The organism is Dyella sp. EPa41, from assembly GCF_016586165.1.
GTDB lineage: Bacteria > Pseudomonadota > Gammaproteobacteria > Xanthomonadales > Rhodanobacteraceae > Dyella.
The window spans coordinates 61,326-86,169 of sequence record NZ_BCPR01000004.1; the positions used below are offsets into that span (position 1 = coordinate 61,326).

The 24,844-nt window shown below is 65.5% G+C and carries 26 protein-coding genes; 11 read left to right on the top strand and 15 right to left on the bottom strand.

Annotation, left to right across the window (positions count from 1 at the left end; all coding sequences use genetic code 11):
- Positions 1 to 2: 2 nt before the first annotated feature.
- Together JMF82_RS02640 and JMF82_RS02645 are read right to left on the bottom strand one after the other, a co-directional pair.
- A complete protein-coding gene (locus tag JMF82_RS02640) occupies positions 3 to 917 on the bottom strand; it encodes an SDR family oxidoreductase (protein WP_201313029.1) in 915 nt (304 codons plus the stop codon).
- A gap of 97 nt (positions 918 to 1,014) precedes the next feature.
- Entirely contained in the window at positions 1,015 to 1,293 is a 279-nt protein-coding gene (locus JMF82_RS02645) for a hypothetical protein (RefSeq protein WP_201312984.1), read from the bottom strand.
- A gap of 155 nt (positions 1,294 to 1,448) precedes the next feature.
- On the opposite strand from JMF82_RS02645, the gene JMF82_RS02650 reads away from it, so the two are divergent.
- Positions 1,449 to 1,619: a hypothetical protein gene (locus JMF82_RS02650; RefSeq protein ID WP_201312985.1), complete on the top strand. Its 171-nt coding sequence runs from the start codon at positions 1,449 to 1,451 to the stop codon at positions 1,617 to 1,619.
- A 4-nt stretch (positions 1,620 to 1,623) separates the two neighbouring features.
- Here the strand turns inward: JMF82_RS02650 and JMF82_RS02655 are convergent, their stop codons facing one another.
- The 5 genes from JMF82_RS02655 to JMF82_RS02675 all read right to left on the bottom strand — a co-directional run bounded on the left by JMF82_RS02655 (position 1,624) and on the right by JMF82_RS02675 (position 4,424).
- A complete protein-coding gene (locus JMF82_RS02655; RefSeq protein ID WP_201312986.1) occupies positions 1,624 to 2,169 on the bottom strand; it encodes a type 1 glutamine amidotransferase domain-containing protein in 546 nt (181 codons plus the stop codon).
- Between the two features lie 180 nt (positions 2,170 to 2,349).
- Positions 2,350 to 2,502 carry a DUF3309 family protein gene (locus JMF82_RS02660; RefSeq protein ID WP_201312987.1) on the bottom strand — a complete coding sequence of 51 codons (153 nt, stop codon included), beginning with the start codon at positions 2,500 to 2,502 and terminating at the stop codon, positions 2,350 to 2,352.
- A gap of 232 nt (positions 2,503 to 2,734) precedes the next feature.
- Positions 2,735 to 2,965 carry a DUF3820 family protein gene (locus JMF82_RS02665; protein WP_201312988.1) on the bottom strand — a complete coding sequence of 77 codons (231 nt, stop codon included), beginning with the start codon at positions 2,963 to 2,965 and terminating at the stop codon, positions 2,735 to 2,737.
- A complete protein-coding gene (locus JMF82_RS02670) occupies positions 2,962 to 3,384 on the bottom strand; it encodes a VOC family protein (RefSeq protein WP_201312989.1) in 423 nt (140 codons plus the stop codon). Before JMF82_RS02670 ends, JMF82_RS02665 begins: the two co-directional genes overlap by 4 nt.
- A 128-nt stretch (positions 3,385 to 3,512) precedes the next feature.
- Positions 3,513 to 4,424 (bottom strand): Ku protein, encoded by a 912-nt coding sequence (locus JMF82_RS02675; RefSeq protein WP_201312990.1) that lies wholly within the window; start codon positions 4,422 to 4,424, stop codon positions 3,513 to 3,515.
- Between the two features lie 186 nt (positions 4,425 to 4,610).
- On the opposite strand from JMF82_RS02675, the gene JMF82_RS02680 reads away from it, so the two are divergent.
- Positions 4,611 to 5,045: a hypothetical protein gene (locus JMF82_RS02680; RefSeq protein ID WP_201312991.1), complete on the top strand. Its 435-nt coding sequence runs from the start codon at positions 4,611 to 4,613 to the stop codon at positions 5,043 to 5,045.
- Between the two features lie 18 nt (positions 5,046 to 5,063).
- Here the strand turns inward: JMF82_RS02680 and JMF82_RS02685 are convergent, their stop codons facing one another.
- Complete coding sequence (locus tag JMF82_RS02685; RefSeq protein ID WP_236585259.1) at positions 5,064 to 6,143, bottom strand: LacI family DNA-binding transcriptional regulator; 1,080 nt, start codon at positions 6,141 to 6,143, stop codon at positions 5,064 to 5,066.
- A gap of 422 nt (positions 6,144 to 6,565) precedes the next feature.
- On the opposite strand from JMF82_RS02685, the gene JMF82_RS02690 reads away from it, so the two are divergent.
- The 8 genes from JMF82_RS02690 (at position 6,566) to JMF82_RS02725 (ending at position 15,104) form a co-directional block, all read left to right on the top strand.
- Positions 6,566 to 7,759 carry a Gfo/Idh/MocA family oxidoreductase gene (locus tag JMF82_RS02690; RefSeq protein WP_201312993.1) on the top strand — a complete coding sequence of 398 codons (1,194 nt, stop codon included), beginning with the start codon at positions 6,566 to 6,568 and terminating at the stop codon, positions 7,757 to 7,759.
- A complete protein-coding gene (locus JMF82_RS02695; RefSeq protein WP_201312994.1) occupies positions 7,756 to 8,973 on the top strand; it encodes a nucleoside permease in 1,218 nt (405 codons plus the stop codon). Before JMF82_RS02690 ends, JMF82_RS02695 begins: the two co-directional genes overlap by 4 nt.
- Positions 8,974 to 9,011: 38 nt before the next feature.
- A complete protein-coding gene (locus JMF82_RS02700) occupies positions 9,012 to 9,887 on the top strand; it encodes a sugar phosphate isomerase/epimerase (protein WP_201312995.1) in 876 nt (291 codons plus the stop codon).
- Positions 9,888 to 9,933: 46 nt separating this feature from the next.
- Complete coding sequence (locus JMF82_RS02705; protein WP_201313030.1) at positions 9,934 to 11,625, top strand: GMC family oxidoreductase; 1,692 nt, start codon at positions 9,934 to 9,936, stop codon at positions 11,623 to 11,625.
- Between the two features lie 10 nt (positions 11,626 to 11,635).
- Positions 11,636 to 12,226 (top strand): gluconate 2-dehydrogenase subunit 3 family protein, encoded by a 591-nt coding sequence (locus JMF82_RS02710; protein WP_201312996.1) that lies wholly within the window; start codon positions 11,636 to 11,638, stop codon positions 12,224 to 12,226.
- Positions 12,227 to 12,260: 34 nt separating this feature from the next.
- Entirely contained in the window at positions 12,261 to 13,316 is a 1,056-nt protein-coding gene (locus JMF82_RS02715; protein ID WP_201312997.1) for a sugar phosphate isomerase/epimerase, read from the top strand.
- 68 nt (positions 13,317 to 13,384) lie between these two features.
- Positions 13,385 to 14,287 carry a TIM barrel protein gene (locus tag JMF82_RS02720; protein ID WP_201312998.1) on the top strand — a complete coding sequence of 301 codons (903 nt, stop codon included), beginning with the start codon at positions 13,385 to 13,387 and terminating at the stop codon, positions 14,285 to 14,287.
- A 19-nt stretch (positions 14,288 to 14,306) separates the two neighbouring features.
- Positions 14,307 to 15,104, top strand: coding sequence for a DUF1080 domain-containing protein (locus tag JMF82_RS02725; protein ID WP_201312999.1), 798 nt, complete (start codon positions 14,307 to 14,309; stop codon positions 15,102 to 15,104).
- A gap of 15 nt (positions 15,105 to 15,119) precedes the next feature.
- Here the strand turns inward: JMF82_RS02725 and JMF82_RS02730 are convergent, their stop codons facing one another.
- The 4 genes from JMF82_RS02730 to JMF82_RS02745 all read right to left on the bottom strand — a co-directional run bounded on the left by JMF82_RS02730 (position 15,120) and on the right by JMF82_RS02745 (position 18,448).
- Positions 15,120 to 15,536, bottom strand: coding sequence for a GFA family protein (locus JMF82_RS02730; protein ID WP_201313000.1), 417 nt, complete (start codon positions 15,534 to 15,536; stop codon positions 15,120 to 15,122).
- Positions 15,537 to 15,577: 41 nt separating this feature from the next.
- Positions 15,578 to 16,060, bottom strand: coding sequence for an SRPBCC domain-containing protein (locus JMF82_RS02735; RefSeq protein WP_201313001.1), 483 nt, complete (start codon positions 16,058 to 16,060; stop codon positions 15,578 to 15,580).
- Positions 16,057 to 16,386 (bottom strand): metalloregulator ArsR/SmtB family transcription factor, encoded by a 330-nt coding sequence (locus JMF82_RS02740; protein ID WP_201313002.1) that lies wholly within the window; start codon positions 16,384 to 16,386, stop codon positions 16,057 to 16,059. The genes JMF82_RS02735 and JMF82_RS02740 overlap by 4 nt, the downstream gene beginning before the upstream one ends.
- Positions 16,387 to 16,477: 91 nt before the next feature.
- Positions 16,478 to 18,448, bottom strand: coding sequence for an MMPL family transporter (locus JMF82_RS02745; protein WP_201313003.1), 1,971 nt, complete (start codon positions 18,446 to 18,448; stop codon positions 16,478 to 16,480).
- Between JMF82_RS02745 and JMF82_RS02750 the strand changes: the two genes are divergently transcribed.
- On the top strand, positions 18,417 to 18,914 hold the full coding sequence (locus JMF82_RS02750; RefSeq protein WP_201313004.1) for a hypothetical protein: 498 nt from the start codon (positions 18,417 to 18,419) through the stop codon (positions 18,912 to 18,914). The genes JMF82_RS02745 and JMF82_RS02750 overlap by 32 nt on opposite strands.
- Before the next feature lie 30 nt (positions 18,915 to 18,944).
- Here JMF82_RS02750 and JMF82_RS02755 read toward each other — a convergent pair whose 3' ends face one another.
- The 3 genes from JMF82_RS02755 to JMF82_RS02765 all read right to left on the bottom strand — a co-directional run bounded on the left by JMF82_RS02755 (position 18,945) and on the right by JMF82_RS02765 (position 24,688).
- The gene (locus JMF82_RS02755; protein WP_201313005.1) at positions 18,945 to 20,012 is read right to left on the bottom strand and encodes a YCF48-related protein; all 1,068 of its coding nucleotides are present in this window, start codon (positions 20,010 to 20,012) and stop codon (positions 18,945 to 18,947) included.
- Between the two features lie 298 nt (positions 20,013 to 20,310).
- A complete protein-coding gene (locus tag JMF82_RS02760; protein WP_201313006.1) occupies positions 20,311 to 21,660 on the bottom strand; it encodes a DUF1329 domain-containing protein in 1,350 nt (449 codons plus the stop codon).
- 340 nt (positions 21,661 to 22,000) lie between these two features.
- Entirely contained in the window at positions 22,001 to 24,688 is a 2,688-nt protein-coding gene (locus JMF82_RS02765; protein WP_201313007.1) for a LuxR C-terminal-related transcriptional regulator, read from the bottom strand.
- Between the last annotated feature and the right edge of the window lie 156 nt (positions 24,689 to 24,844).

The window sequence follows — 24,844 nt, forward strand, 5'->3', positions numbered from 1 at the left end:
CGTCACGGCTGCCCGCGCCCGCCCGAAGCACCGAAGACCTGCCCGGTGATGTAGCTGGCCTCGCTTGCGGCCAGCAACACGTAGATCGGCGCGAGCTCGGCCGGCTGGCCCGGCCGCTCGAACAGCGTGTCGGCACCAAAGTCGCGCAGCTTCTTTTGGGTCTGCCCACCCGTGACCTGCAAGGGTGTCCAGAAAGGTCCCGGCGCCACCGCGTTCACCCGGATGCCCTTCTTGCCCATCTGTTTCGCAAGGCTCTTGGCGAACGCCACGATCGCCGCCTTCGTCATCGCGTAGTCCAGCAGGTTCTCGCCGGGATCGTAGGCATTCACCGAGGCGGTGCACACGATGGCGCCTCCCGCAGGCATCGAAGCAACCACCTCGCGGGTGATCCAGAACATCGCGTAGAGATTGGTCTTGAGCGTCCAGTCGAACTGATCCGAGGGAATCTGCTCGATGGAATCGTGGCTCTGTTGCCTCGCGGCATTGTTGACGAGGATGTCGATGCCACCCAGTTGCCGCCGCGCCTTCTGCACCATGTCCTTGCAGAAGGCCTCGTCGCGGATGTCGCCGGGCACCAGCACCGCCTTGCGCCCTGCCTCCCGGATCAACTGCGCCACCTCCTGTGCATCCGGCTCCTCTTGCGGCAGATAGCTGACGGCGACATCCGCCCCTTCGCGCGCGTAAGCGATGGCGGCTGCGCGACCAATGCCCGAATCACCTCCGGTGATCAGCGCCTTGCGGCCGGCAAGGCGGCCGCTGCCGCGATAACTGGTCTCGCCGTGATCGGGCCGCGGATGCATCTTGCTCGTCAGCCCCGGCCACGGTTGCGACTGTTCATCGAACGGCGGATGGGGATAGTTCGTCGAGGCGCGTTTGCCCGGCGCCTGCTCGTCCGTCGCATCGTCGACGCTCGCCATCCAGCCGGGATAAGCCAGGGACGCCGCAACGCCGAGCGAAGCCTGCTGCACGAGGCGCCTGCGCGCCTGGGAGACCGGGTCCTGCATGGAATCACCTTCAATCGTCGGGTGTGCCGGCGGCCCAGCGGCGCGTACTCACGCCAGGCGCGCTTTTCAGCCACTGCTGCGCCGTAAGGCCGTAGCGGGCCAGGATCGCGTCGATCGATGTGCGTACCCACGGCTGATCGCTTTCGGCTGCACTGAGCAGCACATCGCAGGCAAGCCCCGACAACTCCGTGACGAATGCTGCTGTTCCGGCGTAATGACGATGCAGCGTTGCAGCATCCACCTCCAACCGAACCAGATCCCGTTTCAAATGCGCAACTGTCCTGTTCATGCCTGGAGACTAGAGGTCCATTGATCAACGACCCGGCAAATTTGCATCGTTGTTTCGCTTAACCGGATGCTGAAGCGACGCTGCATGCATTGACATCCATGCGACGGCGGCTTGAGTGAAGTCGCCTCACACGAAGCCATGCGATGGAGCAAGCCATGAATCGTCACACCGAAGAAGACAAGGCCAAGCCGCAGCGCCCGGCCGGCACATCCGGTTACCCCGAGCCCCAGCCGACGTCGCGGCACAAGGGCAAATCGATGCCCGACGCAAACTCCCCGCATGAACCACAGAACAACCCCCGGCAGAAACCCAAGCCTTCGCCCTGAAAACTCAGGCGGCCAGAAGCTCGATCACCGCGCTGGCAAACGCCGGGATATCGCCGGGCTTCCGGCTGGTGATGATCTGGCCGTCGGCGACCACTTCCTCGTCGACCCAATGGGCACCCGCGTTCTCAAGGTCGACCTTCAGCGACGGCCATGACGTCATCTTGCGACCCTTCACCAAGCCCGCGTCGATGAGCGTCCACGGTCCATGGCAGATCGCGGCGATCGGCTTCTTCATCCTCGAGAACGCCTGCACGAAAGTGATCGCTTCCGGAATCTGCCGCAGCTTGTCCGGATTCATCACGCCACCGGGCAATACCAGCGCGTCGAATTCCTCCGCGCGGGCCTTGTCGAGCGGCTGGTCGACCTTGACCTTGTCACCCCAGTCCTTCATGTTCCAGCCGGTGATCTCGGCGCGATCGCCGGGCGCGATCACCGTGACCTGCGCGCCGGCCTGCTCCAGCAAGCGCTTCGGCTCGGTCAGTTCCGATTGCTCGAATCCATCCGTAGCCAGCATCGCCACCTTGCGGCCATTGAGTTGCGACTGATTCATCACGCTTCTCTCCATTGAAGGACCCACGCGCATGATGACGCCAGCCATATCCCGGCCGCGTCGTGTGCGCGTGGGAAGTTCGTGATGCCGCAACCTGTGCGCCATCGCGCGGATGGCAACATCCCAACCGCGCCGCGGGTCACCGCCAGCAACGGACAGGCACGGCACCGATGATGCGCGCTAGATGCGCCCCATGACCGCCAGGATGATCAGGATGATCAGGATCAGTCCGATGCCACCACTGGGGTAATAACCCCAGGAACGGCTGTACGGCCATGCCGGGATGGCACCAATAAGCAGCAGGACAAGAATGATCAGAAGTATGGTCGACATATCGGCTCCTCTGCCTCAGGCGTTTGCCCGCCCCATCTGCGACGTGGAGTGGCCTCACGTCTCCTATCGAGCGACCTTCGATCTTGCGCGGGAACCTTCGCACCCGTGGACTAAAGCCGGTGTGCCCGGCGCATCAACGGACCCGTCCACAATGGCACGGTCGAGCGGCGCAGACGCATCGCGCGCATGCACGACGCCGACGAACACACCGCATCGAGAAGATGACGCCGTCCTAGGTGCGCCCAGGGGACGAACGCGACCGCAACGGATCCAGCAAGGGCTTCAGGCCGTTGTGGTCGAGTTCGAGCGCAAGCGCCAGCAGGCGTCCCAGTTCGCCGGGCGGGAAGCCCTTGCGGGCAAACCAGGCGAGATAGGCGCCAGGGAGATCGGCGATCAGGCGTCCCTGGTACTTGCCATAGGGCATGGCCAGGGTCACCAGGCGCTGCAGGTCTTCGGGCTTCATTTGGCGAACAGCTTCGAGCGGTCCGCGAAGGCCTTGAACTCCAGCGCATTGCCGCAGGGATCACACAGGAACATGGTCGCCTGCTCACCCGGCTGCCCCTTGAAGCGCACATGCGGCGCAACGATGAAGCGCATGCCCGCCGCCTCCAGCCGGTCGGCCAGTAGCCGCCAGTCATCCATCGACAGCACGACGCCAAAGTGCCGGACCGGCACATCGTCGCCATCCACGTCGTGCGCGGCGACGGCCCGCGTCTCCTCGGGCGCGAGGTGCGCCACGATCTGGTGCCCGTAGAAGTTGAAGTCCACCCAACTGTCGCTCGACCGACCCTCCGGGCAACCAAGCAGGTCTCCATAGAAGGCACGGGCCTTCTCCAGCGACGTCACGGGAAACGCAAGATGGAACGGCGACAGGTCGTGCATGGATGGCGCTCGATAACGATGACCCTGCCTTCATACCACCCATCGGCCGCATTACAACCCTGCGGCGACCGGCGCCTGGCGAGCCCATGGCGTCGATGCGACCGGCCCTGCCTGCCGCGCAAGCGATGTCAGCCCGAACCGCGTTTGCGGGTGGACTTCTTCGCGGCGGTTTTCTTCGTGCTCTTGCGCGGCGCCTTGGCCCGGCGCGGCGGACGTTCCTCGCCACCGCCCCTGGCCGGCGTGCGCCGCTTGGACTTGAGGCTCTGCTGGAGCAACGCCATGAAGTCGACCACATTGGTCGCCGCGTTCTCGTGCGCTGTTTCCTCTTCCGGCGTCACCACCACGCCCTTGGACTTCATGCGCTTCTCGATGACCTTGCGCAGTCGCTCCCTGAATTCGTCGCGGAAGGAATCGGGCTGCCATGCGTCGCTCATCGATTCGATGAGCTGCTCGGCCATGTCGATCTCCTTCGCGGTGACCCGGTAGTCGGCGGGCTTGCCTTCGGGTATCGAATACTCGCTCGCATCGACGAGCTCCTGCGGATAGCGCAGCAGCATCAGCAGCAGGCCGTCGCCCTTGGGCATGACCGCCGAGAGATACTCGCGCGTGCGTATCACCACGCGGGCGATGCCGATCTTGCCGGTGCGCTTGAGCGTCTCGCGCAGCAACACATAGCCTTTTTCCGCCTTCTTGCCGGGCACCAGGAAATACGGCTTCTCGAAGTACTCCGCGCCGATGGCGCCCGCGTCGACAAAGGTCTCCACCTCCACGGCCTCGCGGCCTTCGGGCGATGCCGAGCGGATGTCTTCCGGCTGCAGCACGACATAGCTCCCCTTCTTGTATTCGAAGGCCTTCACGATGTCCTTCCAGGGAACCTCCTCGCCTGTCTCCGCATTGACCCTTTCGTAGCGGACCGGCGTATTGCTGCGGCTGTCGAGCATGCGGAAATGCAGGTCCACGCTGCGCTCGGCGGGCATGAGCGAGACGGGCACGTTCAGAAGGCCGAACGACAAGGTTCCGGTCCAAATGGGGCGGGCCATGAGCATGCTCCATCAGCGGGCTGATGAAACATGGAAACGCTCCGGGCGTGAATCACCCGTGATCCGCCGCCCGCCGATTCCTCAAGCTAAGTGGGCCATGAACGAAGGCAGATCGCTTACCTGGATGTCACACGACGATATCGACCGATGGCCAAGCATGAATGGCCCGCAGCATGGAGCCTCGCCATGACCGATCTAGTCATTGCCGAATTCGAAACCCAGTTCGCCGCCTCGTCGGCATTGGAGAAATTGCTGTCGAGGGGCATGCGGCGTGACCGCGGGGTGGTCTGTTCCAGCGAAAGCGTGGGCGGCTCGTCCGCAAGCTCGAGTGCCCCCACCACCGTGGTATCCCGCTTCAGCCACCACGCGGCGCCGCGCAACGAAGTCCGTGCACCGGCGGAAACTACCGACCCCACGCGATTCGCGCATGCCACGCTGACGGTCGAGCTCGCCGGACCGGTGGCACTGGAGGACATCATGCAGATCATGAAACGCTCGGGAGCTTGCGGCGTGCACTTCCTGGTCAACCAGCGATTCGAGCGGGAAGACTCGCAGTGGTTTCCCGCGGTGGACTACGGCTCGCCACGTGACGTGGCGCGGGCGGTCGACGCGGTGAAGTGAAAGCCCGCGACCTCGACGTCAGGCGCGGCGCGGCGGACAAGGCGCGGTCGAGCCTCGCACCACCAGGTCGGCCGACAGCACCCGCTTGCGCGGCGGGACCTCGGGATCGTTGAGCAGCTCGATCAGCATGCTCATCGCCTCCCGGCCGAGCGCATTCTTCGGTTGCGCGACGGTGGTCAGCGCCGGCGTCATGTAGCGCGAAAAGCGGATGTCGTCGAAGCCCACCACCGATACATCCTGCGGCACGCGCAGGCCACGCGACGCCAGTGCACGCATCGCACCGATCGCCATTTCATCGTTCGAGCAGAACACCGCCGTGAACGACTGCCCCTGCGAAAGCAGCAGCTCGATCGCCCGCTCGCCCGCCTCGATGGAAAAATCGCCCACGGCGGTCAGCGCCGGGTCGCCAGGCAGCTTCGCCGCTTCGAGGGCCAGCCGATAGCCCTGCTCGCGATCGATGCAGATTGGGCTGGCCGGCGGCCCCGCGATGAAGGCGATGTCGCGATGCCCCAGCGTCACGAGGTAGTCGACGGCGGCACGCGCACCCGCCACGTTGTCGACGTAGACGCTGGAGATCTGCTGGTCCTTGACGTACTCGCACGCGTTGACAACCGGCAGGCGGCCTTGCATGGGAATCGCGGGCACGCGATGGGACATGGTGATGATGCCGTCGGCCTGCCTGGCCGCCACCATGTCCGCATAGGCCTGCTCGCGCACCAGGCTGCTCTGGGTTTCGCCCAGCAATACCGAGTAGCCGTTTTCGTGCGCCACCTGCTCGATGCCGCGGATGACCTGGGAAAAGAACGGGTTGGCGATATCCGGCAGCAAGGCGACGATCAGGCGTGTTCGCGCCGTGCGCAGGTTGCGCGCCAACGCGTTGGGCGTGTAGCCCAACCGCTTCACCACCTCCTGGATATGCAGGCGCGTGGCTTCGCTGACGATCTCGGGCCGCTGCAATGCGCGCGACACCGTCGCCACCGACACGTTGGCGGCAGCGGCGATCTCCTTGACCGTCCTGACGCGCCCCGACGCCGCCGTGGCGTTGGACGTGTCGGCCTTGCCGCCTTGCCGCTTGCGCTTGGACCCATCCGCACTCACGCGTCTCGCCTCCCGTTTTGCTGCTGTGCTCCGGACGATATCACCGGCCATTCGCCCGCAGGCATGCGGAGAATTGCCTCGATCCAATCGCCACGCGGCCGCCTTGTTGTGCAGTGCAATGTAATGGATTACATGAAATCGTTGCACGTGCATTTGCACATCTGCTACATACTTTAGCGACTTTCCGGCAACCGGCACATGCGATGTTGTCGCGCCAGGCCAAAGTCGAGCGGCAAAACCAAGCTTCCATGCGGATGTAATCGAATACATTTTCGGCAACAACGACACATCGGAGGGGAAATGGCAGGCCAGCCCGCATCGACCGGCGCCCGGGCGGCGTCCAAGGCAGCAGCCATGTGTACCCTGCGAGCCGGCCCCGGCGATGACCAGCGGTTTCGCCATGAAGCGCCCCCGGTGACCGGATGAAGAAGCTAGGCATGGGCCTGGTCGGCCCTGGCTTCATTGCCGCCCATCATCTCGATGCCGTGCGCCGCCTGGGCCATGTGGACATCATCGGTCTTGCCGGCTCCAGCCTGGCGTCCGCCAGCAAGCGTGCCCATGAGCTGGGCGTCGGGCATGCCTATGCGGACTATCGCGAGCTGCTCGCCGACCCCGCCGTGCAGGTGGTGCACAACACCACGCCCAATCACCTGCACAAAGAGGTCTCCCTCGCCGCGCTGCGCGCGGGCAAGCACGTGATATCGGACAAGCCGCTCGCCGGCAACGCGCGGGAGAGCCGGGAACTGTTCGAGGCCGCGCGCGATGCGGGCGTGGCGCACGTGGTCACCTTCAACTATCGCGGCCACGCGCTCGTGCAGCAGGCGCGCGCGATGATCGCCAAAGGCAAGCTCGGCACGCCGGTGTTCGTGCATGGCCGCTACCTGCAGGATTGGCTGACCGACGAAAACGCTTACTCGTGGCGTCTCGATCCCAAGCTGGGTGGCGCCAGTTCCGCCCTTGGCGATATCGGCTCGCACTGGTGCGACCTGGCCGAACATGTCACCGGTTCGCGCATCGCGGCCGTGCTGGCCGACCTGCATACCGCCGTACCCGTGCGCCACGCACCCGCCGAATCGACCAAGGCGTTCGCCAAGTCGAAGTCGGCGAAGCGGCGCGAGGTGAAGATCACCAGCGAGGACATCGCCAGCGTCCTGCTGCGCTTCGACAACGGTGCGCGCGGCTGCGTGGTCGTCGGCCAAGTCCTGCCCGGCCACAAGAACGATCTTCGCCTGGAGGTGAACGGCCGCCTCGCTTCCGTGGCGTGGCAGCAGGAGGCGCCCAACGAACTGTGGATCGGCCATCACGCGCAGGCCAACACCCTGCAGGCCAGGGATCCGGCGACGCTCGATCCGTCGGCGCGTGGCTACGCACACCTGCCCGCCGGCCATCCGGAGGCATGGAGCGATGCGTTCCGCAACCTCATCGCGGACGCCTACGCGTGGATCCGCAGTGGCGGCGCGGCCAACAAGAAGCCTGCGGCACTGCCGACCTTCGCCGATGGTTACCGCAACAGCCTGGTGATCGACGCGATGCTCAAGAGCCACGCCGCGGGAGGCGTCTGGCAGAACGTGGAAGATCCATTCGAGCCGCAACGCAAAAAGGGGAAACGGGGATGAAGTGGCGCCTTCGGTTGATGATGCTGTTCGAGTACGCGATCTGGGGCGCCTGGTACGTCACGGTTGGCACCTGGCTGGGCCAGACCCTGCACTTCAGCGGCCAGGAAATCGGCGCCGTGGCGGGCACCACCGCGATCGGCGCGATGATCTCGCCGCTGTTCGTGGGATTGATGGCCGACCGCCTGTTCGACACCCGCCGCGTGCTGGCCGCGCTGCACGTCATCGGCGCCGTCCTGCTGGCGGTCGCCGCGCAACAGCGTTCGTTCCCGCTGGTCTATGCGGCCCTGCTTGCCTACAGCCTCTGCTACATGCCCACGCTGGCGCTTACCACCTCGCTCGCCATGCGCCACATCACCGACCCGCGCGAGGAGTTCGGCGCCATTCGCGTGTTCGGCACCATCGGCTGGATCGTGGTCGGCCTCGTCGTCGGCGCCTGGGGCGTGGAAGCGACCGCTTCGCCGCTGCTGCTCGCAGCCGGGCTCTCGGTCGTGATGGCGGGCTACTGCCTCACCCTGCCCCCGACGCCGCCGCTCGCACGCAACCAGCGCCTTGAACTGCGCCACGCACTGCCGCTGGAATCGCTGCACCTGCTGCGCGATCGCTCGATGGCGGTGTTCGCGCTGGCCTCGTTCCTCATCTGCATTCCGCTGCAGTTCTATTACGCCTTCACCAACCTGTTCCTCAACGAGGTCGGCGTGGTCAACGCCGCGGGCAAGATGACCGGCGGCCAGATGTCGGAAATCCTGTGCATGCTGCTCATCCCCTGGTTCTTCCGGCGCCTGGGCGTGAAGTACATGCTTGCCGTGGGCATGCTGGCCTGGGTGTTGCGCTATGCCATGTTCGCCTTCGGCGGCACCGGCGAGCTGATGTGGATGTTGTGGCTGGGCATCGTGCTGCACGGCATCTGCTTCGACTTCTTCTTCGTCGTCGGCCAGATCTATATCGATCGGGAAGCGCCGCCGGCGCTGCGCGCCGCCACGCAGGGGCTCATTACCTTCCTGACCTACGGCCTGGGCATGTTCGTCGGCTCCTGGCTGTCCGGACTGGTCGTGGACACCTATGCCAAGACCGCTGCCGAAGGCGTCGCCACGCACGACTGGCACGCGATCTGGATGATCGCCGGCGGCTGCGCCGCCTTCGTGCTCGTGCTGTTCGTGCTGATGTTCAAGGATCGACGGGAAGCTTCGGCCGCCCCCGCCGCCACTACCGCCTGACTCCTCCCACCCACCTGGCCCTCCAGGAGAATGCTTTCATGATGAATCGCAGGCAGTTTATCGCTCGATCCGCACTGTTCGGCGGCGCGGCGTGGCTTGCCGCCAGCGCCCCCGGCAGGCTGCTCGCCGCCGCGTCGCAGGGCAAGCCGCTCGGCATCCAGCTCTACATGGTGCTGAAGGCCTACCAGGACGACCCGATGGGCACGCTCAAGACGCTCAAGGCGATCGGGTACGCCGAAATCGAAGCCATCGTGACCTCGACCGCCAAGACATTGCGCGACCAGTTGAACGAAGCCGGCCTGGGCTGCCCCAGCATGCATTTCGACAGCCTCGGCATCGAGCCAGGCATCGAAGCCGCGCATACGCTGGGTACGCAATATTTCGTCAGCAGCATGCTGCCGTCCTTCATGGAAAAGATGAGCGGCGGCAAGAAGGCCACGTACTCCCGCGACGATGCGAAGCGCACCGCCGAGTTCGCCAACCAGATCGGCGAGAAGGCCAGGCAGGCGGGCCTGCAGTACGCCTACCACAACCATCATCTCGAATTCACCGACGTGGGCCAGGGGCAGACGTTCTACGATGTTCTGCTCAAGGAAACCGATCCGAACCTGGTCAAGCTCGAACTCGACTGCGGCTGGGTGCATGCAGGCGGCAAGAACCCGGCCGAGATCTTCAAGGCCAACCCCGGCCGCATTCCGCTGATGCACGCGAAGGATTTCCTGCCCTCCCCCAAGCCCGACGACTATCCCGGCGCGGAGCTGGGCCGCGGCACGGTCGACTACAAGCCGATCATGGCCGCCGCCGACAAGGCTGGACTGAAGCATTGCTTCGTCGAACAGGAAGGCCCGTTCTCGCGCATGAGCCAGCTCGACGCCGCACGCGTCGACTTTGCCTACCTGCGTCCGCTGCGCTGACCCAGCGCATCCACTCTCGACCGATCGCTTGTTGCAAGGGGCCATGATGGACAAGAACACGTACGACGCCATTGTTGTCGGTACCGGCGTCAGCGGTGGCTGGGCAGCCAAGGAGCTTACGGAAAAAGGACTGAAGACCCTCGTGCTGGACCGCGGCCGCATGGTCAAGCACGGCGAATACCCGACGGCGACGATGGCGCCATGGGAATTGCCGTACGCCAACGAACCCACGCAGGAGGACGTGCGCCGGCATCCGATCCATACGCGCCCCTCGTTCTACGGCATCACGCAGGCGACCAAGCACTGGTTCGTCGACGACCTCGACAACCCATACGTCGAAACCAAGCCGTTCGACTGGTTCCGCGGCTATCACGTTGGCGGGCGTTCGCTGATGTGGGGCCGCCAGAGCTACCGCTTCAGCGACATCGACTTCGAGGCGAACGGCAAGGAAGGCGTCGGCGTGGACTGGCCCATCCGCTACGCCGACATCGCGCCCTGGTACGACTACGTCGAGAACTTCATCGGCGTAAGCGGCGCCACCGACCACCTCGCGCAGCTGCCTGACGGCCAGTTCCTGCCGCCGATGGAACTCAACTGCGTGGAGAAGGAGTTCGGCGGCCGGCTGGCCGACAAGTTCAACCGCAAGCTGATCATCGGGCGCACGGCCAACCTTTCCGGGCCGCTCAAGCACGACCAGAGCCCGCAGCGTGCCACCTGCCAGTACCGCAACCAGTGCATGCGCGGCTGCCCGTTCGGCGCCTACTTCAGCAGCAACTCCTCGACGCTGCCGTCGGCGGAGCGCACCGGCAACATGACGATCGTGCCCAACGCCATCGTCTACGAGATGATCTACGACAACGCCAAGGGCAAGGCGACCGGCGTACGCGTGCTTGACGCCGAAACCGGGCACCAGACCGACTACTTCGCGCGCGTGATCTTCCTGTGCGCCTCGACCTTCGGCACCACGCACATCCTGCTGAACTCGACGTCCACCCGCTTCCCCAACGGCTTCGGCAACGACAGCGGCGAGCTGGGCCACAACGTGATGGATCATCTGTTCGGCACCGGCGCCATGGCCAGCGTGGACGGCCACGAGGATCGCTACTACAGCGGCCGCCGCCCCAATGGTTTCTATATCCCGCGCTATCGCAACATCGGCTCGGACAAGCGCCCCTACCTGCGCGGCTTCGGCTACCAGGGCAGCGCGAGCCGGCGCAACTGGTCGCGGCTCGTGGACGAGAACCTGATCGGCGACGACCTCAAGCGCGCCGCGGAAGAGCCCGGCCCCTGGACCCTGTCGATGGGCGGCTTCGGCGAAATGCTGCCGTCGCACCAGAACTTCGTGTCGCTGGACCACAACCGCAAGGACAAGTACGGCCTGCCCGCACTCAACTTCGACGTCGCGCATCGCGAGAACGAGCGCCTGATGGCGAAGGAGATCGTCAGCGACGCGGTCGAGATGCTGAGCGCCGCCGGTTACAAAAACGTGCAGCCCTACCACGTCGACGCGAATGTCGGCGCGGCCATCCACGAAATGGGCACCGCGCGCATGGGGCGCGACCCCAGGACCTCGGTGCTCAATGCGTGGAACCAGATGCACGCATCGAAGAATGTCTTCATCACCGATGGCTCGTGCATGGCCTCGTCCGCGTGCCAGAACCCGTCGTTGACCTACATGGCCTTGACGGCACGCGCCGCCAACCATGCGGTGGAAGAACTCAAGCGCGGAAACATCTGAGGATATCGCCATGAATCGTCGCGAATGGTTGAAGTGTGTTTCCGCGCTGGCCGTCGGCACCGTCGCCGCCCCGACGCTGCTGGCCGCCTTCGATGCCTACGCCACGGCGCAGACGCCGGGCACCAGCCTGCAGTTCTTCACCCAGCCACAGATCAGCCTCATCTCCGCCGTCGTCGACATCATCATCCCTCGCAGCGACACGCCCGGTGCGGTCGAGGCAGGCGTGCCCCGCTTCATCGACCAGATGTTCGCGAACGTCTACGCCAAGGCCGACCAGGAGCGCTACATGAGCGCGATGGCCGCGTTCGACAAGGCCGGCGGCAAGCCTTTCCTCCAGTTGAGCGATGCGCAGCGCAAGGCGCTGGTGACGAAGCTTCACGCCGAAGCCCTGGCGGACCCGAAAGATACGGCCACGGCACTGGCCGCCTCGTTCGTGCTGATGAACAAGAAACTCGCGATGACGGGTTTCTTCCTGTCACAGCCCGGTTGCACCGAGGTGCTGCAGTACTCGGCGGTGCCGGGCGCCTATCACGCCGACATACCGCTGGCCCAGGCCGGCAACGGCCGCGCATGGGCCGTCGAGACGGTGCTGATGTTCTGATCATGACACAGCCGCAACGACCAGGTGATCACGCATGAAGACACTCAAGGGACCGGGCATTTTCCTTGCCCAGTACGCGGGAGACGCGGCGCCCTTCAACACGCTTCCCGACATCGCCCGATGGGCGGCGTCGCTTGGCTTTGTCGGCTTGCAGATCCCCACCACTGACCGTCGCCTGTTCGATCTCGAACAGGCCGCCGCGAGCAAGGCGTACTGCGACGACATCGCGGGCATGCTGGCCGGACACGGGTTGGCGGTGACGGAGTTGTCCACGCACCTGCAAGGCCAGCTGGTGGCTTCGCACCCCGCCTACGATCGGCTGTTCGACGGGTTCGCCCCCGGGCATCTGCGCGGCGACGCGAAGGCGCGCCAGGCCTGGGCGGTGGAGCAGCTCAAGCTCGCGGCTACGGCGAGCAGGCATTTCGGCCTGTCGGCGCACGCCACCTTCTCGGGCGCGTTGGCGTGGCATCTGTTCTATCCGTGGCCGCAACGTCCCGCCGGCCTGATCGAAGAAGCCTTCGCCGAACTCGGCAGGCGCTGGCGGCCGATCCTGGACGCCTTCGACGAGGCGGGCGTGGACGTGTGCTATGAGCTGCATCCGGGCGAAGACCTGCACGATGGCGCCACGTTCGAACGGTTCCTCGACGCGGTGGATCACCACCCTCGCGCAAACATCCTCTACGACCCCAGTCACATGGTGTTGCAGCAGCTCGACTACCTGGCGTTCATCGACCTCTATCACGAGCGCATCCGCGCCTTCCACGTGAAGGACGCCGAGTTCCGGCCCAACGGCCGCGCCGGCGTGTATGGCGGTTACCAGAACTGGATCGATCGCCCCGGACGCTTCCGCTCGCTGGGTGACGGACAAATCGACTTCGGCGCCATCTTCAGCAAGATGGCGCAGTACGATTATCCGGGCTGGGCCGTACTCGAATGGGAGTGCTGCCTGAAGGATCCCATCCAGGGCGCCACCGAAGGCGCGCGTTTCATTCGCGACCACATCATCAAGGTCACGGATCGTGCGTTCGACGACTTCGCGGCCACCGGCGCCGACCAGGCCTTCAACCGCCAGGTGCTCGGCATCGGTTGATGCGCGATGAGCGAAACCACCGGCTGTTTCATCCATCCACTCGTCGACGCCTGAGGAACGCCTAGGCCATGTCCACCGAATCGCGGGGCATTTCCCGCCGCACCGCCCTTGGCCGCATCGCCGCTGCCGCCGCCTTTGGCGCGACCTCGCTGATCGCTTCCGCGCAAACCACGCCCTCGGCGACGGTGCAGGCAAAGCCGCCTGCCGGGCGTCTCAGGCAATCGCTCAGTCGCTGGACGTCCAAGGAGCCGCTGCCGGCACTGTGCAAGCGCATCAAGTCGATCGGCTTCACCGGCCTCGACCTGGTGCATACCGACGAATGGGATGCCGTGAACGACAGCGGCCTCGTCGTTTCCATGGGCTATCCCACGCGGCGCGAACCTTTCATCCAGACAGGCTTCAACGATCCGGCCCATCACGCCCTGCTGTTGAAGGAGCTGGAAGCCACCATCCCGCTGGCCAGGCGTGCCGGCGTCAAGAACCTGATCACCATGTTCGGCAACCGAACGCCGGGCATCGACACGCAGCAGGCCATCGACAACTGCGTCGCGGGCCTTTCGAAGATCGCCCCGTACGCGGCGGAAAACGGCATCACGATCTGCGTGGAGTTGCTGAACAGCAAGGTCGACCATCACGGCTACCAGGGCGACAGCACCGCGTTCGGCGTCGCCGTGATGAAGGGCATCGGCTCGCCCAGCGTCAAGCTGCTCTACGACATCTACCACATGCAGATCATGGAGGGCGACGTGATCCGCACCATCCGCGACAACATCCAATGGATCGGGCATTTCCATACGGGTGGCGTGCCGGGGCGCCATGAAATCAACGGCACGCAGGAGCTCAACTACCACGCCATCGCGGCGGCCATCGCCGACCTTCACTACGACGGATTCATCGCGCACGAATTCATGCCGACGCGATCCGATCCGTTCGAATCCTTCGCGGAAGCCGTTGGCATCTGCACGGTTTGACCTGTCACCGGGGACCTTCATGAAACGACCACTCACCGCCGCACTGACCCTGTGCGCCTTCGCCTCGTCCCTTGCCTGGGCGCAATCCGCCGTGCCGTCGAGCACGGCTGAACCCACCGATCCCAAGGCCACCGAACAATGGGAGCCTGTTCCGAAGATCATTGCGCCGGGCGCGCAGGCCGGCGCACCGCCCTCGGACGCCGTGGTGCTGTTCGATGGCCGCGATCTCGGCCAGTGGGAGGCCTCCAAAGACCACTCGCCGGCGCACTGGAAGGTGCACGATGGCGTGATGACGGTCGACAAGACCACCGGCAACATCCAGACCAGGCGCCACTTCAGGAACTACCAGCTGCACCTCGAATGGCAGGTTCCCAGAGACATCACCGGCGAAGGCCAGGCGCGCGGCAACAGCGGGCTGTTCCTCGCCTCGACCGGGCCGGGCGACGAAGGCTACGAGGTGCAGATCCTCGATTCGTGGAAGAACACGACCTACGTCAACGGACAGGCCGCCAGCATCTACAAACAGGCGGCCCCGCTGGTCAACGCGATGCGTCCACCGGGCGAATGGCAGACCTACGACGTGATCTGGACGGCGCCGGTTTTCGCAGCCGACGGTTCGCTCAAATCGCCGGCCTACGTCACGCTGTTCCACAATGGCGTGCTGGTGCAGAACCACACCCAGCTCACGGGTGAAACGTTCTACATCGGCAAGCCGAAGTACAAGCCGTACGACGAGGCCGCCATCAAGCTGCAGGCGCATGGCGACCACTCGCAACCCCTCAGCTTCCGCAATATCTGGGTGCGTCCGCTGGACTGAATCATCCCGGTGCCGCTACATCGGCGGCATCGTCTCGAAGGCCGGCACGGAGGGCTGCTGCACGTCCCAGGCCGGACGCCGGATGGCATAGGTCACCGCCTGCGGCTGGTAGCGCCTCGTATCGTCGAGGCTCGCGGCATGGATGGTGAACAGGGCCGGCATCGCGGCAAACGTGAGATACACCGGCGAGCCGCAGCGGGGGCAGAACGCATGCGTCTTGACGTTCCCGCTGTCGGCGACGATGTCCCACGATGCCGCCTGCCCTTCGACACGGACCTGGCTGCGGTCGGGAAACGTGAGATAGGAACCGTGCCCGGTACCGCTGCGCTGCTGGCAGTCGCGGCAATGACATTCGTTCATGAACAGTGGTTCGGCATGGATGGTGTAGCGCACGGCTCCGCAAGCGCAGCCGCCGGTAAAGGCGTCACTCATGGCACTCTCCTGGTATGAAGCGCGGATGCCCCGCGCCAGCGTCAATGACGCGTCGGCGGAACCTCTTGCCCGCCCACGAGCATGTCGAGCCTTTCCACGACCTTGGTCCAGCCTTCGCTCATGTTGCGATAGGCCGTGTCGTTCCGCGGCAGCACGAAGCCCGAATGGATCAACCTCAGTCGCGTGCCCTGGTCCACTTTCGCCAGGATCCAGGTGACGATCGTTTCCAGCCGCGAACCGTAGCCCTCGTTGCTTTCGTGACCGCCTTTCCACGAATAGGCGAAGCGTTCGTTCGGCAGCACTTCGAGCACTTCGCAGCGGATCACGCCGTCCCACTCGCCGGCCGGCTTCGTGGTGAAGGTGAACCGGTTGCCGACCACGGCTTCGAAGCCACTCGGCGGCATCAGCCAGCGCGCGATCAGCGCGCCGTCGGTCAACGCTTTCCACAAGGCCGCGGGCGCATGGGGAAAGATCTCGTCGATCACGATATCCCTGTAGTCCTCGGTCACGACGGCATGGCTCATGGATCGATCTCCTTCATCAGTGCACGCAGGGCATGGAAACGCTCACGCCAGAACGCGCCGTAGTCGCCCATCCAGTCGGCGAGCGGCGTCAGCCCGTCGGGCTGGGCGCGGTAGTAGACGTTGCGCCCTTCCGGTCGTTCGACCACCAGGCCAGCCTGCTTCAACGACTTCAGGTGCTGGGACACGGCGCTTTGGGAAACGCCGCTGCCACGCGTGAGGTCGGCGACGGAGATTTCCTCGGCGCCCGCGATCCGCTCATACACCGATCGCCGCGTGGGGTCGGCAAGCGCACGCATCACATCGTTGAGGCTGGCTGCTTCAGGCATGATCAAAGATTAGTATCTACTTATTGATTAGTCAACACTGATGGATGGATTGCACCCGCCCGCTGAGCCGAGGCCATCGCTTCGCGCCTCTTCAGGCCACATGCTGCGGTTCGTTGCTCGCGGCAGTCCGCCATGTCGTGTCGCGCAGCAAGAAGTGCGACAAGGCCGGGATCAGCACCAGGGCGCCCACCATGTTCCACAGGAACATGAAGGTCAGCAGGATGCCCATGTCGCCCTGGAACTTGATCGGCGAGAACGCCCAGGTCACCACGCCGGCGGCCAGCGTGATGCCCACCAGCGCCACGACCTTGCCGGTGAATTGCACGGCTTGGGCGTAGGCCTGTACCAGGGGCACGCCGGCACGTTGCTGCGCGAGCTGTATGGACAACAGGTACAGGGCATAGTCCACGCCGATGCCCACGCCCAACGCAATGACCGGCAGCGTCGCGACCTTCACGCCGATGCCAAGCCATACCATCAGCGCCTCGCACAGGATGGACGTCAGCATCAACGGAACCACGGCCACCACCACCGCGCGCCAAGAGCGGAACGTCACGAAGCAAAGCAGGATCACCGCGCCGTACACATAGAACAGCATCGTGTGGTCGGCTTCGCGCACCACGATGTTGGTGGCCGCATCGATGCCTGCACTGCCTGCGGCCAGCAGGTACTGGCGGTCCGTCGCCCCATGGGCGGCCGCGAATGAAGCGGCCGCGCGGACGACGCGATCGAGCGTTTCCGCGCGATGATCGGAGAGATAGGCGATCACCGGCATGACGGAACAGGCGTTGTTGAACAGGTCCGGATTGTTCACCGACGCCTGCTGCGCGCCGTAATTGAGCACGTCCTGGTTGCGCGCGATGGTGAGCCATTTCGGGCTTCCCTCGTACGAGCCGGCGGTGATCTGGCGCACGGCATCGCCGAGAAAAGTGGTGGCCTGCACGCCCGGCACCTGGCGCAACGCCCATGCCAGACGGTCGGCTTCCACCAGGGTCGGGTACTTCAGGCAGCCCTCGGGCGGGGTCTTCACGATGACGGCGAACACATCGCTCGACAGCGAGTAGTTGCCGGTGATGTAGGCGTTGTCGCGGTTGTAGCGCGAACCGGCGCGCAACTCGGGCGCACCGGGCTCCAGGTCGCCGATCTTCAGGTGCGTGCTGACCATCAAACCCACCGCCGCAAGCACGGCGGACACGCCCAGCACCGTCACCGCCCAGCGGCGCGAGGTGAAGCGGTCCAGCCATCGCCATGCCGATCGACCACCCTTCCCTTCGGCTTGTTCGCGCTCGGCACGCAGGCTTCGCTCCGCCGCAACGGGATCGACGCCGGCGAACGAAAGCAGTACCGGCAACAGCAGTAGGTTGGTGAAGATCAGCACGGCGACACCGATGCTCGCCGTCAGCGCCAGATCCTTGATCACCGGAATATCGATCACCATCAGCACACCGAAACCCACGGCGTCGGCCAGCAGCGCGGTAACGCCCGCCAGGAACAGGCGGCGGAACGTGTAGCGCGCCGCGACCAGGCGATGCGTACCACGGCCGATGTCCTGCATGATGCCGTTCATCTTCTGCGCGCCGTGCGAGACACCGATCGCGAAGATCAGGAACGGCACGAGGATGGAGAACGGATCGAGCGAAAAGCCCAGCGCGGCGACCAGTCCGAGCTGCCACACCACGGCGACGATGGAGCACAGGATCACCAGCGCCGTGCTGCGCATGCAGCGCGTGTAGCCGAAGATCACCAGGATGGCGATCAATGCCGCGATGCCGAAGAAGCCCATCACCTTGACCAGCCCGTCGATCAGGTCGCCGACCAGCTTGGCAAAGCCGATCACGTGCAGGCGGACCTTCACGCCCGGCATCGCCTCGTAACGCGCGCGGATGTCCTCGAGCGAGCGCGAGAGCACGCGATAGTCGATGGCCTTGCCCGTTTCCGGATGCTTGTCGAGCAGCGGCACGAAGATCATGCTCGACTTGAAATCGTTGCCGACGAAGCGGCCCACGATGCCCGATCGCGCGATGTTGAGCTTGAGCTCGCGCCGTGCCTTGCGGCGAACCATCGTAGCCATCCGGCATCACCGGGCCGCCACGGAAGCCCTCTTCCGTTACCTCGGTCCAGCGCACCGACGGCGTCCACAACGACTTGACCCAGGCGCGGTCGACGCCGGAGGTGAGGAACAGGTCGTCGTTGATCTTCTTCAAGACTTCCTGGTACTTCGGATCGAAGATGTCGCCGTCCTCGTTTTCCACCACCACGCGCAGCGAATTGCCCAGGCCGCGCAGCTCGCCCGCGTTGTCCAGGTAGTTGCGGATATAGGGATGGTGGCTCGGAATCATCTTCTCGAAGCTGGCGTTGAAGTTCAGCCGCGTCGCCGCCAGCCACCCAAGGGCCACCGTGGCGACCACGCACGCCATGACCATGATGAGGCGGTGATTGAACACCAGTCGCTCCAGCAGGTTGCCGGAGCGCTTGTCGAAAGCCTCGATGGAGCGCACGACGGGCATGCGATCGATCGACTCGGATGAAGCGTTCATGGGTTGTCTCCTCGCGCCGGCTCAGTGCAGCGGCCTGGCATTCACGCCAAGCACGCCGGCCGTCACGATCACGTCGCCGGCCAGGGCCACTGCCGATGCCGGTGCCGGCTTGGCCGGACGATGGGTAACGAAATGCTCGCCGCCATCGCGGCTGACCAGCACGGTGCCGGCCTGGCTCACCAGCGCAAGGCCATGCGCACCGAAGCTCGTGCCACCGGTGAGGCCCTCCTGCACGCCGGTGTCGACCGATGCCCAATGCGCACCGCCATCGGTACTGCGATAGGCATTGCCGCGCAGGCCGTACACGACGACCGACGCGCTGTCGCCGATGACACCGAAGTACGTGCCCTTGTACGGTGTATCCACCGCGCGAAAGCGGCCGGTGTCGCGGTCGAGCCTGAGCACCAAGCCCTGCTCGCCGGTGATATAGACGTCCGTACCGATACCGCGCACGGCGTAGAGATGCAGGCGCTGCGGGTTATCGGTGCGGTCGAAACACGACGTCCAGGTCCCGCCGCCGTCGCTGGTTTCGAAGACCAGGTTGAAGGCGCCGACGATGAACCCGTGGCGCGCATCGGCAAACCACACGTCGAGGAAAGGATTCTCCGCGCCCTGCGCGGCAATGCGGCCAGCCTCGTCCACCAGCTTGCCTGCCTCGTCCTGGCTGCCCGCTTCGCCCTGGCCCGCGCGCGCACGAATCTGCTCGAGCATCAGCGCGCCGGCGCGGCGCCCATCCAGCTGCAACGACCAGGTCAGGCCACCATCGGCGCTATGCAGCACGACACCATCGTGCCCCACCGCCCAACCTTGCCGGGGCGTGGGAAAACTGACCGCCACCAGATCGGAGGACACGGGCACCTTGGCCTGCTGCCAGCTCGCGCCGCCGTCATCGGAATAGACGATGTGACCGCGCTGCCCCACGGCGACCATGCGCTTGCCCGCCACCGCCAGGCCGTTGAGCAAGGCTTTCGATGCGAGCGCGCTCGTATCGGCCGGCGTGTCCAGTACGTCGGCAAAACCCGCCACCGATACGGCCGGCAACGCAAGTACCAGCGCGACCAGCGCGCGACGGAGGGATGACGTGAACATCGGGTGCCTCGACAATCCAGGGCTGGCTCCGCCCCGCCCGCATCGCCGAACCACGCCGGCACGCCGGCGATAACGACCCATGCGGTTTCGGGGGAAACCACCAGCAAACAAAGTGCCTGGCAGATGGCGGTGGGGCGCTACCCATGCGGGTGACGGCATACGCCCTCCCCCGAGAGACGCTCTTCGTCACCGCGGTCATGTGGCATTCGCCTCGCCACCGCCATTGCCATGCGAGTGCGTCGCGGAGCGGCCGGCTGGCCGCCACGCGACAAGTCCTACGATCGGCCTGCGCGGACCATCAACGAACGCCCGAACCCGCCAGCGATTCCGGCGACCAGTCGCGTTCCGACATCGGCTTGGTGTAGCGCATGCCACCCGTCTCGCCGGAGAAACCCGTCAGCGAGTACGAACCGGCGATCAGGTCGTAGATGCCATGCAGGTCGGCCACCGGCGCCGGCATGTCGTAGGCCGGCGTGATGTAGGCGTAGCCCGCACGAAACAGCTGTCCGCGCGCGTCGTACGCCTCGGACGCCACGGCCGCCCAGCTGTCCTCATCGAGATAGAACGTGCGCTTGCTGTAGATGTGGCGCTTGCCGGCGGCCAGCGTGGCCTCGATCACCCATACGCGATGCATTTCCCAGCGCACATTGTCGGGGTTGAGGTGATTCGGCTTCAGCAGGTCATCGGCCTTCGACTCGTAGGCCATCTTGTAGTCGTTGTACGGAACATAGATCTCCTTCTTGCCCACGAGCTTGAAGTCGTAGCGGTCCATCGATCCGTTGAACAGGAACACGTCGTCGAAGGTCGCCGAGCCCCCCGAGCCCGGATTGGGCGTGTCGAAGGCGAGATCCGGCGCGACCTTCACGCGGCGCTGGCCAGGCAGGTACTGCCATGCCTTGCGACCCTTGTCGCTGTAGTTGAGCGGATCGACGATCTGCATGGCCTCGCCCGCGCGGCGGGCCGGACCGGTATAGGTCAGGCGCTGTTGCCAGAACACGTCCGCGCCCGGCTTGCTGATGTCCCAGTACGGATATTCCTCGACCGCATCGCCTTCGGTGGAAAGCGAAGCATGGCCGGACGCGTCGACGTTGTAGTTGCGGTACTTGGTGTTGTACGCCACGCCGTTGAAGCGGACGAGGTGGTTCCACATGGCCTCGAAGCCGGTCTGCGGCATCGGGAACGGGAAGCCGGCGTGGCAACCGCTCATCGAACGGCCACCCGCATCGGTCCTTGCCTCGACCGCGCACTTGGCGGTGTTTTCCACCACGAACTTCGGGAACGCCGCGGAGCGGTGCGTCGGATAGACGTCGATGTGGTAACCCGGGTACTTCTTCATCAGGGCCTTGGTGCCCTCGGTCAGATGGGCCGAGTACTTGTCCATGTTCTTGGCATCGATCGTGAGCACCGGCTTTTCACCGGCGAATGGATTGGGTCGAATACCGCTGCCTGCCTTGAATCCCGTGGGCGCGCTGGTCAGGCCGCCGCTGTAGGCGGGAATGGCGCCGTCGGCGCTGCCGGCCATGTCGGCGCCGACGCCCGTCAGCGTGGTGCCGAGCTTCTTCGCTTCGTCGGACGAAACGCCGGCGTGGCCCACGCCGGAGATCAGGACGGCCACGGCCCCGGCCACCAGGGCTTTGCGGAATTGCATGCGCATGCTCCTCACGATGTGATTCGAATTTCCGGCATGGCGTTGCATCGCCACCCCATGGTTGAGCACAGGCCTCGTCACGTCGCGACCGGCATCACTGCGCCGGATTGGCGGTGCGTGTCCTCGCATCGCCGCGCCCATGACGTTGCCTTACTCGTATCGCCGACATCCGTGCCCTGTCTTGCGACCAGGGGCACGCGAAAGCGGTCGATACCCATTGTTCGGAGCGGCGCAAACCATTCCCCCCCCAAAACGCCGGGGGAGGGGGAAACGCGGCAAGGAGGGGTGGGGATTCGGCCTTTGCCCGATCCCCACGTTCAGGAGGGCGACAACGGGGGGGTTATTCCATGCCCTGGATGAGACCGAGCAGCTGAGCGCGATGAACCACGTGCCGGCGGGTGCCCACGCCGAGCTTGCCGAACAGGTTCTTGAGGTGCCATTTCACCGTGGCTTCGCCGACGGCCATCGCCTGTGCGATTTCCTTGTTCGACAGATTGCGCGCGAGGAACTCCAGCACCTCGCGTTCCTTCGGCGTCAGCACCATGCTCGGCATGACGCGCGGGCCGCCCTGGCGCAGCTCCACCGGCGGCGGTATCACGCGCGACGGCGACGCGGTGCCCGCCGACGATTCGCCACTCGCCTCCTCCATCACGCGATACGCCCAATCGGTAAGCACGGGATGGGTGTCGGTGATGATGCGCATGAAGCCATACGTCTTGGCCAGGCTCATGGCCTCGACCATGAGGTCGCGGCCATCTTCGCCGTTGCGGTCCATGGCGAAGGCGCGCAGCGCCATGCACTCGATGCGGAAACGACCCAGCTTGGCCTGTTCGGCCAGCGGCGCGGCGTGTGATACCGATTCGAGCACGCCCGGCCAATCCTGCGATGCCATGGCCCCATAGGCATGTGCCATGGCGCTCACCAGCTCCACGTTGCGCCGCCACAGCGGGCCGCGCCGCGGGCTTTCGGTCGCCACCAGTTCGTCGATCCTGCCGATCAGCGCGCCGCAGGTTTCGCGGCGGAAGCGGCTGGCATGCAGGCGCACCTGCTCGCCCAGGCTCGCCACGCACAGCCGTGGCAGGCGCCGTGCCACGCCGATCGCAAACGAGGCTTCCAGCATGTCCAGCGCGCGGTGTTCTTCGCCCTGCGCCGCGGCGACGCGCGTCACCGTGCGGTAGCCGACCAGGATGGCTTCCGGCGCACCGACGCGCTCCAGCACGTCCAGGCGGTTGGCAAGCAAGGCCACCGCGTCGTCCAGGCGATCGCGCTCGTAGGCGATCGAGGCGAGCAGTGCCGCGAACATGCACGAGAGCGGATGACGGCGGCCGAACTTGGCATCGATGGAGGTCAAGGCCGAACGAAGGCCCTCTTCCGCGAGAAGGATCTGCCCCTCCCACGCAAAGCTCAGGCCCATGATGAATTCGCGCCAGCGCGCGGCGTAGTCCGGCTCCCGCGCAAGATCGGTGCTTCCCGCGGCGCACAGGCGCCTCGCCTCCGCCGGATCGCCCTGCAGCAAGGCCATCATCGCCAGCCGGTTGACGTGCATGCGCTGGAACTTGGGCTCGCTGCCCGGCTCGGCATCCTTCCACGGCGCCAGCATGCCGACGCAGCGGTCCGGATCGTCGGCGTAATAGGCCGCGCCGCTGGCGATCAACACGCACTCGTAGCGCAAGGCGAGATCGACGTCGGGGCGCGACAGGATCAGGCCCACCATTCGCTCCGCCTCCTCATGGCGCTCGCTCACCGCGAGCGACCAGGCCGCGGCCAGGCGCAGTTGCGGATGCTGGTCGAGCACCGACTCGGGCAACACGTCCAGCCACTCGCGCATGGTGCCCATGTGGCCCTGGATCACCGCCTCGTAGAGGCCTTTTTGTGCGAGATCGACGGCCACGCCCCCTCTCCCCGCCTCGCGTGCATGCCGCGCCGCCTGCGTGAGCATGCCGTGGGCCGCCAGCCAGTCCTGCGCGCGTCCGTGCAGTTGCGCACGCTCCGCGCCGGGCAGCTCGGCCAGGCGCGATCGCAAGGCATCCAGCGCCAGCATGTGCAGCCGATACCACTCCGAATCCTCGCCGACCACGAAGATCGGCGTCTCGCGCGACAGTCGCGCCAGCCGCTGCGGCGCGTCCTCATCACCCGTCAGCGCCATGCAAAGATCGGGATGCAGCTGATCCACCACGGCGACGCGAGTGAGAAAGGCCACGTCCTCGGGCGCCAGTTTCGCCGTCAGCGCTTCCACCAGCTGGTTGCGCGAATCGGGCGAATGCGGACTCACCACGCTGCGCAGGTCGCTGCCCCGCTCCATCGCCGCCAGCACCAGTTGCAGGCCAAGCGGCCATCCCTCGGTCATTTCGTGAAGCCGCGCGCAGGTGTCCGCATCGGCCTTGCTGCCGATGCGGTTGCGCACCAGGGCGATGGTCTCCTCCAGGGTGAAGCGCAGCGCCTCCACGCCCACCGACGCGCACAGGCCATAGGCGCGCAGGTCAGCGGCCGTCTCATCGAGCTCGCCGCGTCCGGCCGCAACGACGCGCAGGTTCGGCGGCGCGTTGTGCAGCAGGTAGTTCAGCGCCGCCTGGCTGCTCGCGTGCAGGCGCTCGGCTTCGTCGATCATCAGCACCATCGACAGCGACGACTGCGCGACTTCGCTCAGCCACGCCGTGACGCCTTCGTACTCGCCGGACGCCGCGGATGCGCCCTCGAGCAAGGTCGCGCCGAACGAGGGGCGGCCGCATCCCATGCGCACCGCCAGCACGAGGCTGTGCAGCATGCGCTGCGGATCGGGGCTGCCGTCGGCAGAAATCCAGGCCACCGCCCAGCCGCGCGCAAGGTATTCGTGGCGCCATTGCGCGAGCAGCGAGGTCTTGCCGAATCCGGCGGGCGCCCGCACCAGGATGAAGGGGCGATCGCGGAACTGCTCGTCGTCCAGGCTCAGTCGCGACCGCGCAAGCAGGTAACGCGGCGCGCGGGGCGGCGTGGTTTTCAGAACGAGTTCGGCGATGGCGGGAGCAGCCCCGCCCGGCGTCATGGCCATCGAACAGATCCCGTTGGGCTGGCTCGGCGTTCCCGCAACAACAACGTCATGCCGCGGACCTTGTGCATCACGCAGCTCCCTCACCAACATGCGTCTCAAACCATTGTAGGCACGCCGCCGACGGCGTAGCCACTCATCACCTGCCCTTCACGACGC

Coding starts and splice junctions, on each gene's coding strand:
- JMF82_RS02640 (WP_201313029.1), bottom strand. CDS start 917: ATGGCGAGCGTCGACGATGCGACGGACGAGCAGGCGCCGGGCAAACGC.
- JMF82_RS02645 (WP_201312984.1), bottom strand. CDS start 1,293: ATGAACAGGACAGTTGCGCATTTGAAACGGGATCTGGTTCGGTTGGAG.
- JMF82_RS02650 (WP_201312985.1), top strand. CDS start 1,449: ATGAATCGTCACACCGAAGAAGACAAGGCCAAGCCGCAGCGCCCGGCC.
- JMF82_RS02655 (WP_201312986.1), bottom strand. CDS start 2,169: ATGAATCAGTCGCAACTCAATGGCCGCAAGGTGGCGATGCTGGCTACG.
- JMF82_RS02660 (WP_201312987.1), bottom strand. CDS start 2,502: ATGTCGACCATACTTCTGATCATTCTTGTCCTGCTGCTTATTGGTGCC.
- JMF82_RS02665 (WP_201312988.1), bottom strand. CDS start 2,965: ATGAAGCCCGAAGACCTGCAGCGCCTGGTGACCCTGGCCATGCCCTAT.
- JMF82_RS02670 (WP_201312989.1), bottom strand. CDS start 3,384: ATGCACGACCTGTCGCCGTTCCATCTTGCGTTTCCCGTGACGTCGCTG.
- JMF82_RS02675 (WP_201312990.1), bottom strand. CDS start 4,424: ATGGCCCGCCCCATTTGGACCGGAACCTTGTCGTTCGGCCTTCTGAAC.
- JMF82_RS02680 (WP_201312991.1), top strand. CDS start 4,611: ATGACCGATCTAGTCATTGCCGAATTCGAAACCCAGTTCGCCGCCTCG.
- JMF82_RS02690 (WP_201312993.1), top strand. CDS start 6,566: ATGAAGAAGCTAGGCATGGGCCTGGTCGGCCCTGGCTTCATTGCCGCC.
- JMF82_RS02695 (WP_201312994.1), top strand. CDS start 7,756: ATGAAGTGGCGCCTTCGGTTGATGATGCTGTTCGAGTACGCGATCTGG.
- JMF82_RS02700 (WP_201312995.1), top strand. CDS start 9,012: ATGATGAATCGCAGGCAGTTTATCGCTCGATCCGCACTGTTCGGCGGC.
- JMF82_RS02705 (WP_201313030.1), top strand. CDS start 9,934: ATGGACAAGAACACGTACGACGCCATTGTTGTCGGTACCGGCGTCAGC.
- JMF82_RS02710 (WP_201312996.1), top strand. CDS start 11,636: ATGAATCGTCGCGAATGGTTGAAGTGTGTTTCCGCGCTGGCCGTCGGC.
- JMF82_RS02715 (WP_201312997.1), top strand. CDS start 12,261: ATGAAGACACTCAAGGGACCGGGCATTTTCCTTGCCCAGTACGCGGGA.
- JMF82_RS02720 (WP_201312998.1), top strand. CDS start 13,385: ATGTCCACCGAATCGCGGGGCATTTCCCGCCGCACCGCCCTTGGCCGC.
- JMF82_RS02725 (WP_201312999.1), top strand. CDS start 14,307: ATGAAACGACCACTCACCGCCGCACTGACCCTGTGCGCCTTCGCCTCG.
- JMF82_RS02730 (WP_201313000.1), bottom strand. CDS start 15,536: ATGAGTGACGCCTTTACCGGCGGCTGCGCTTGCGGAGCCGTGCGCTAC.
- JMF82_RS02735 (WP_201313001.1), bottom strand. CDS start 16,060: ATGAGCCATGCCGTCGTGACCGAGGACTACAGGGATATCGTGATCGAC.
- JMF82_RS02740 (WP_201313002.1), bottom strand. CDS start 16,386: ATGCCTGAAGCAGCCAGCCTCAACGATGTGATGCGTGCGCTTGCCGAC.
- JMF82_RS02745 (WP_201313003.1), bottom strand. CDS start 18,448: ATGGTTCGCCGCAAGGCACGGCGCGAGCTCAAGCTCAACATCGCGCGA.
- JMF82_RS02755 (WP_201313005.1), bottom strand. CDS start 20,012: ATGTTCACGTCATCCCTCCGTCGCGCGCTGGTCGCGCTGGTACTTGCG.
- JMF82_RS02760 (WP_201313006.1), bottom strand. CDS start 21,660: ATGCAATTCCGCAAAGCCCTGGTGGCCGGGGCCGTGGCCGTCCTGATC.
- JMF82_RS02765 (WP_201313007.1), bottom strand. CDS start 24,688: ATGGCCATGACGCCGGGCGGGGCTGCTCCCGCCATCGCCGAACTCGTT.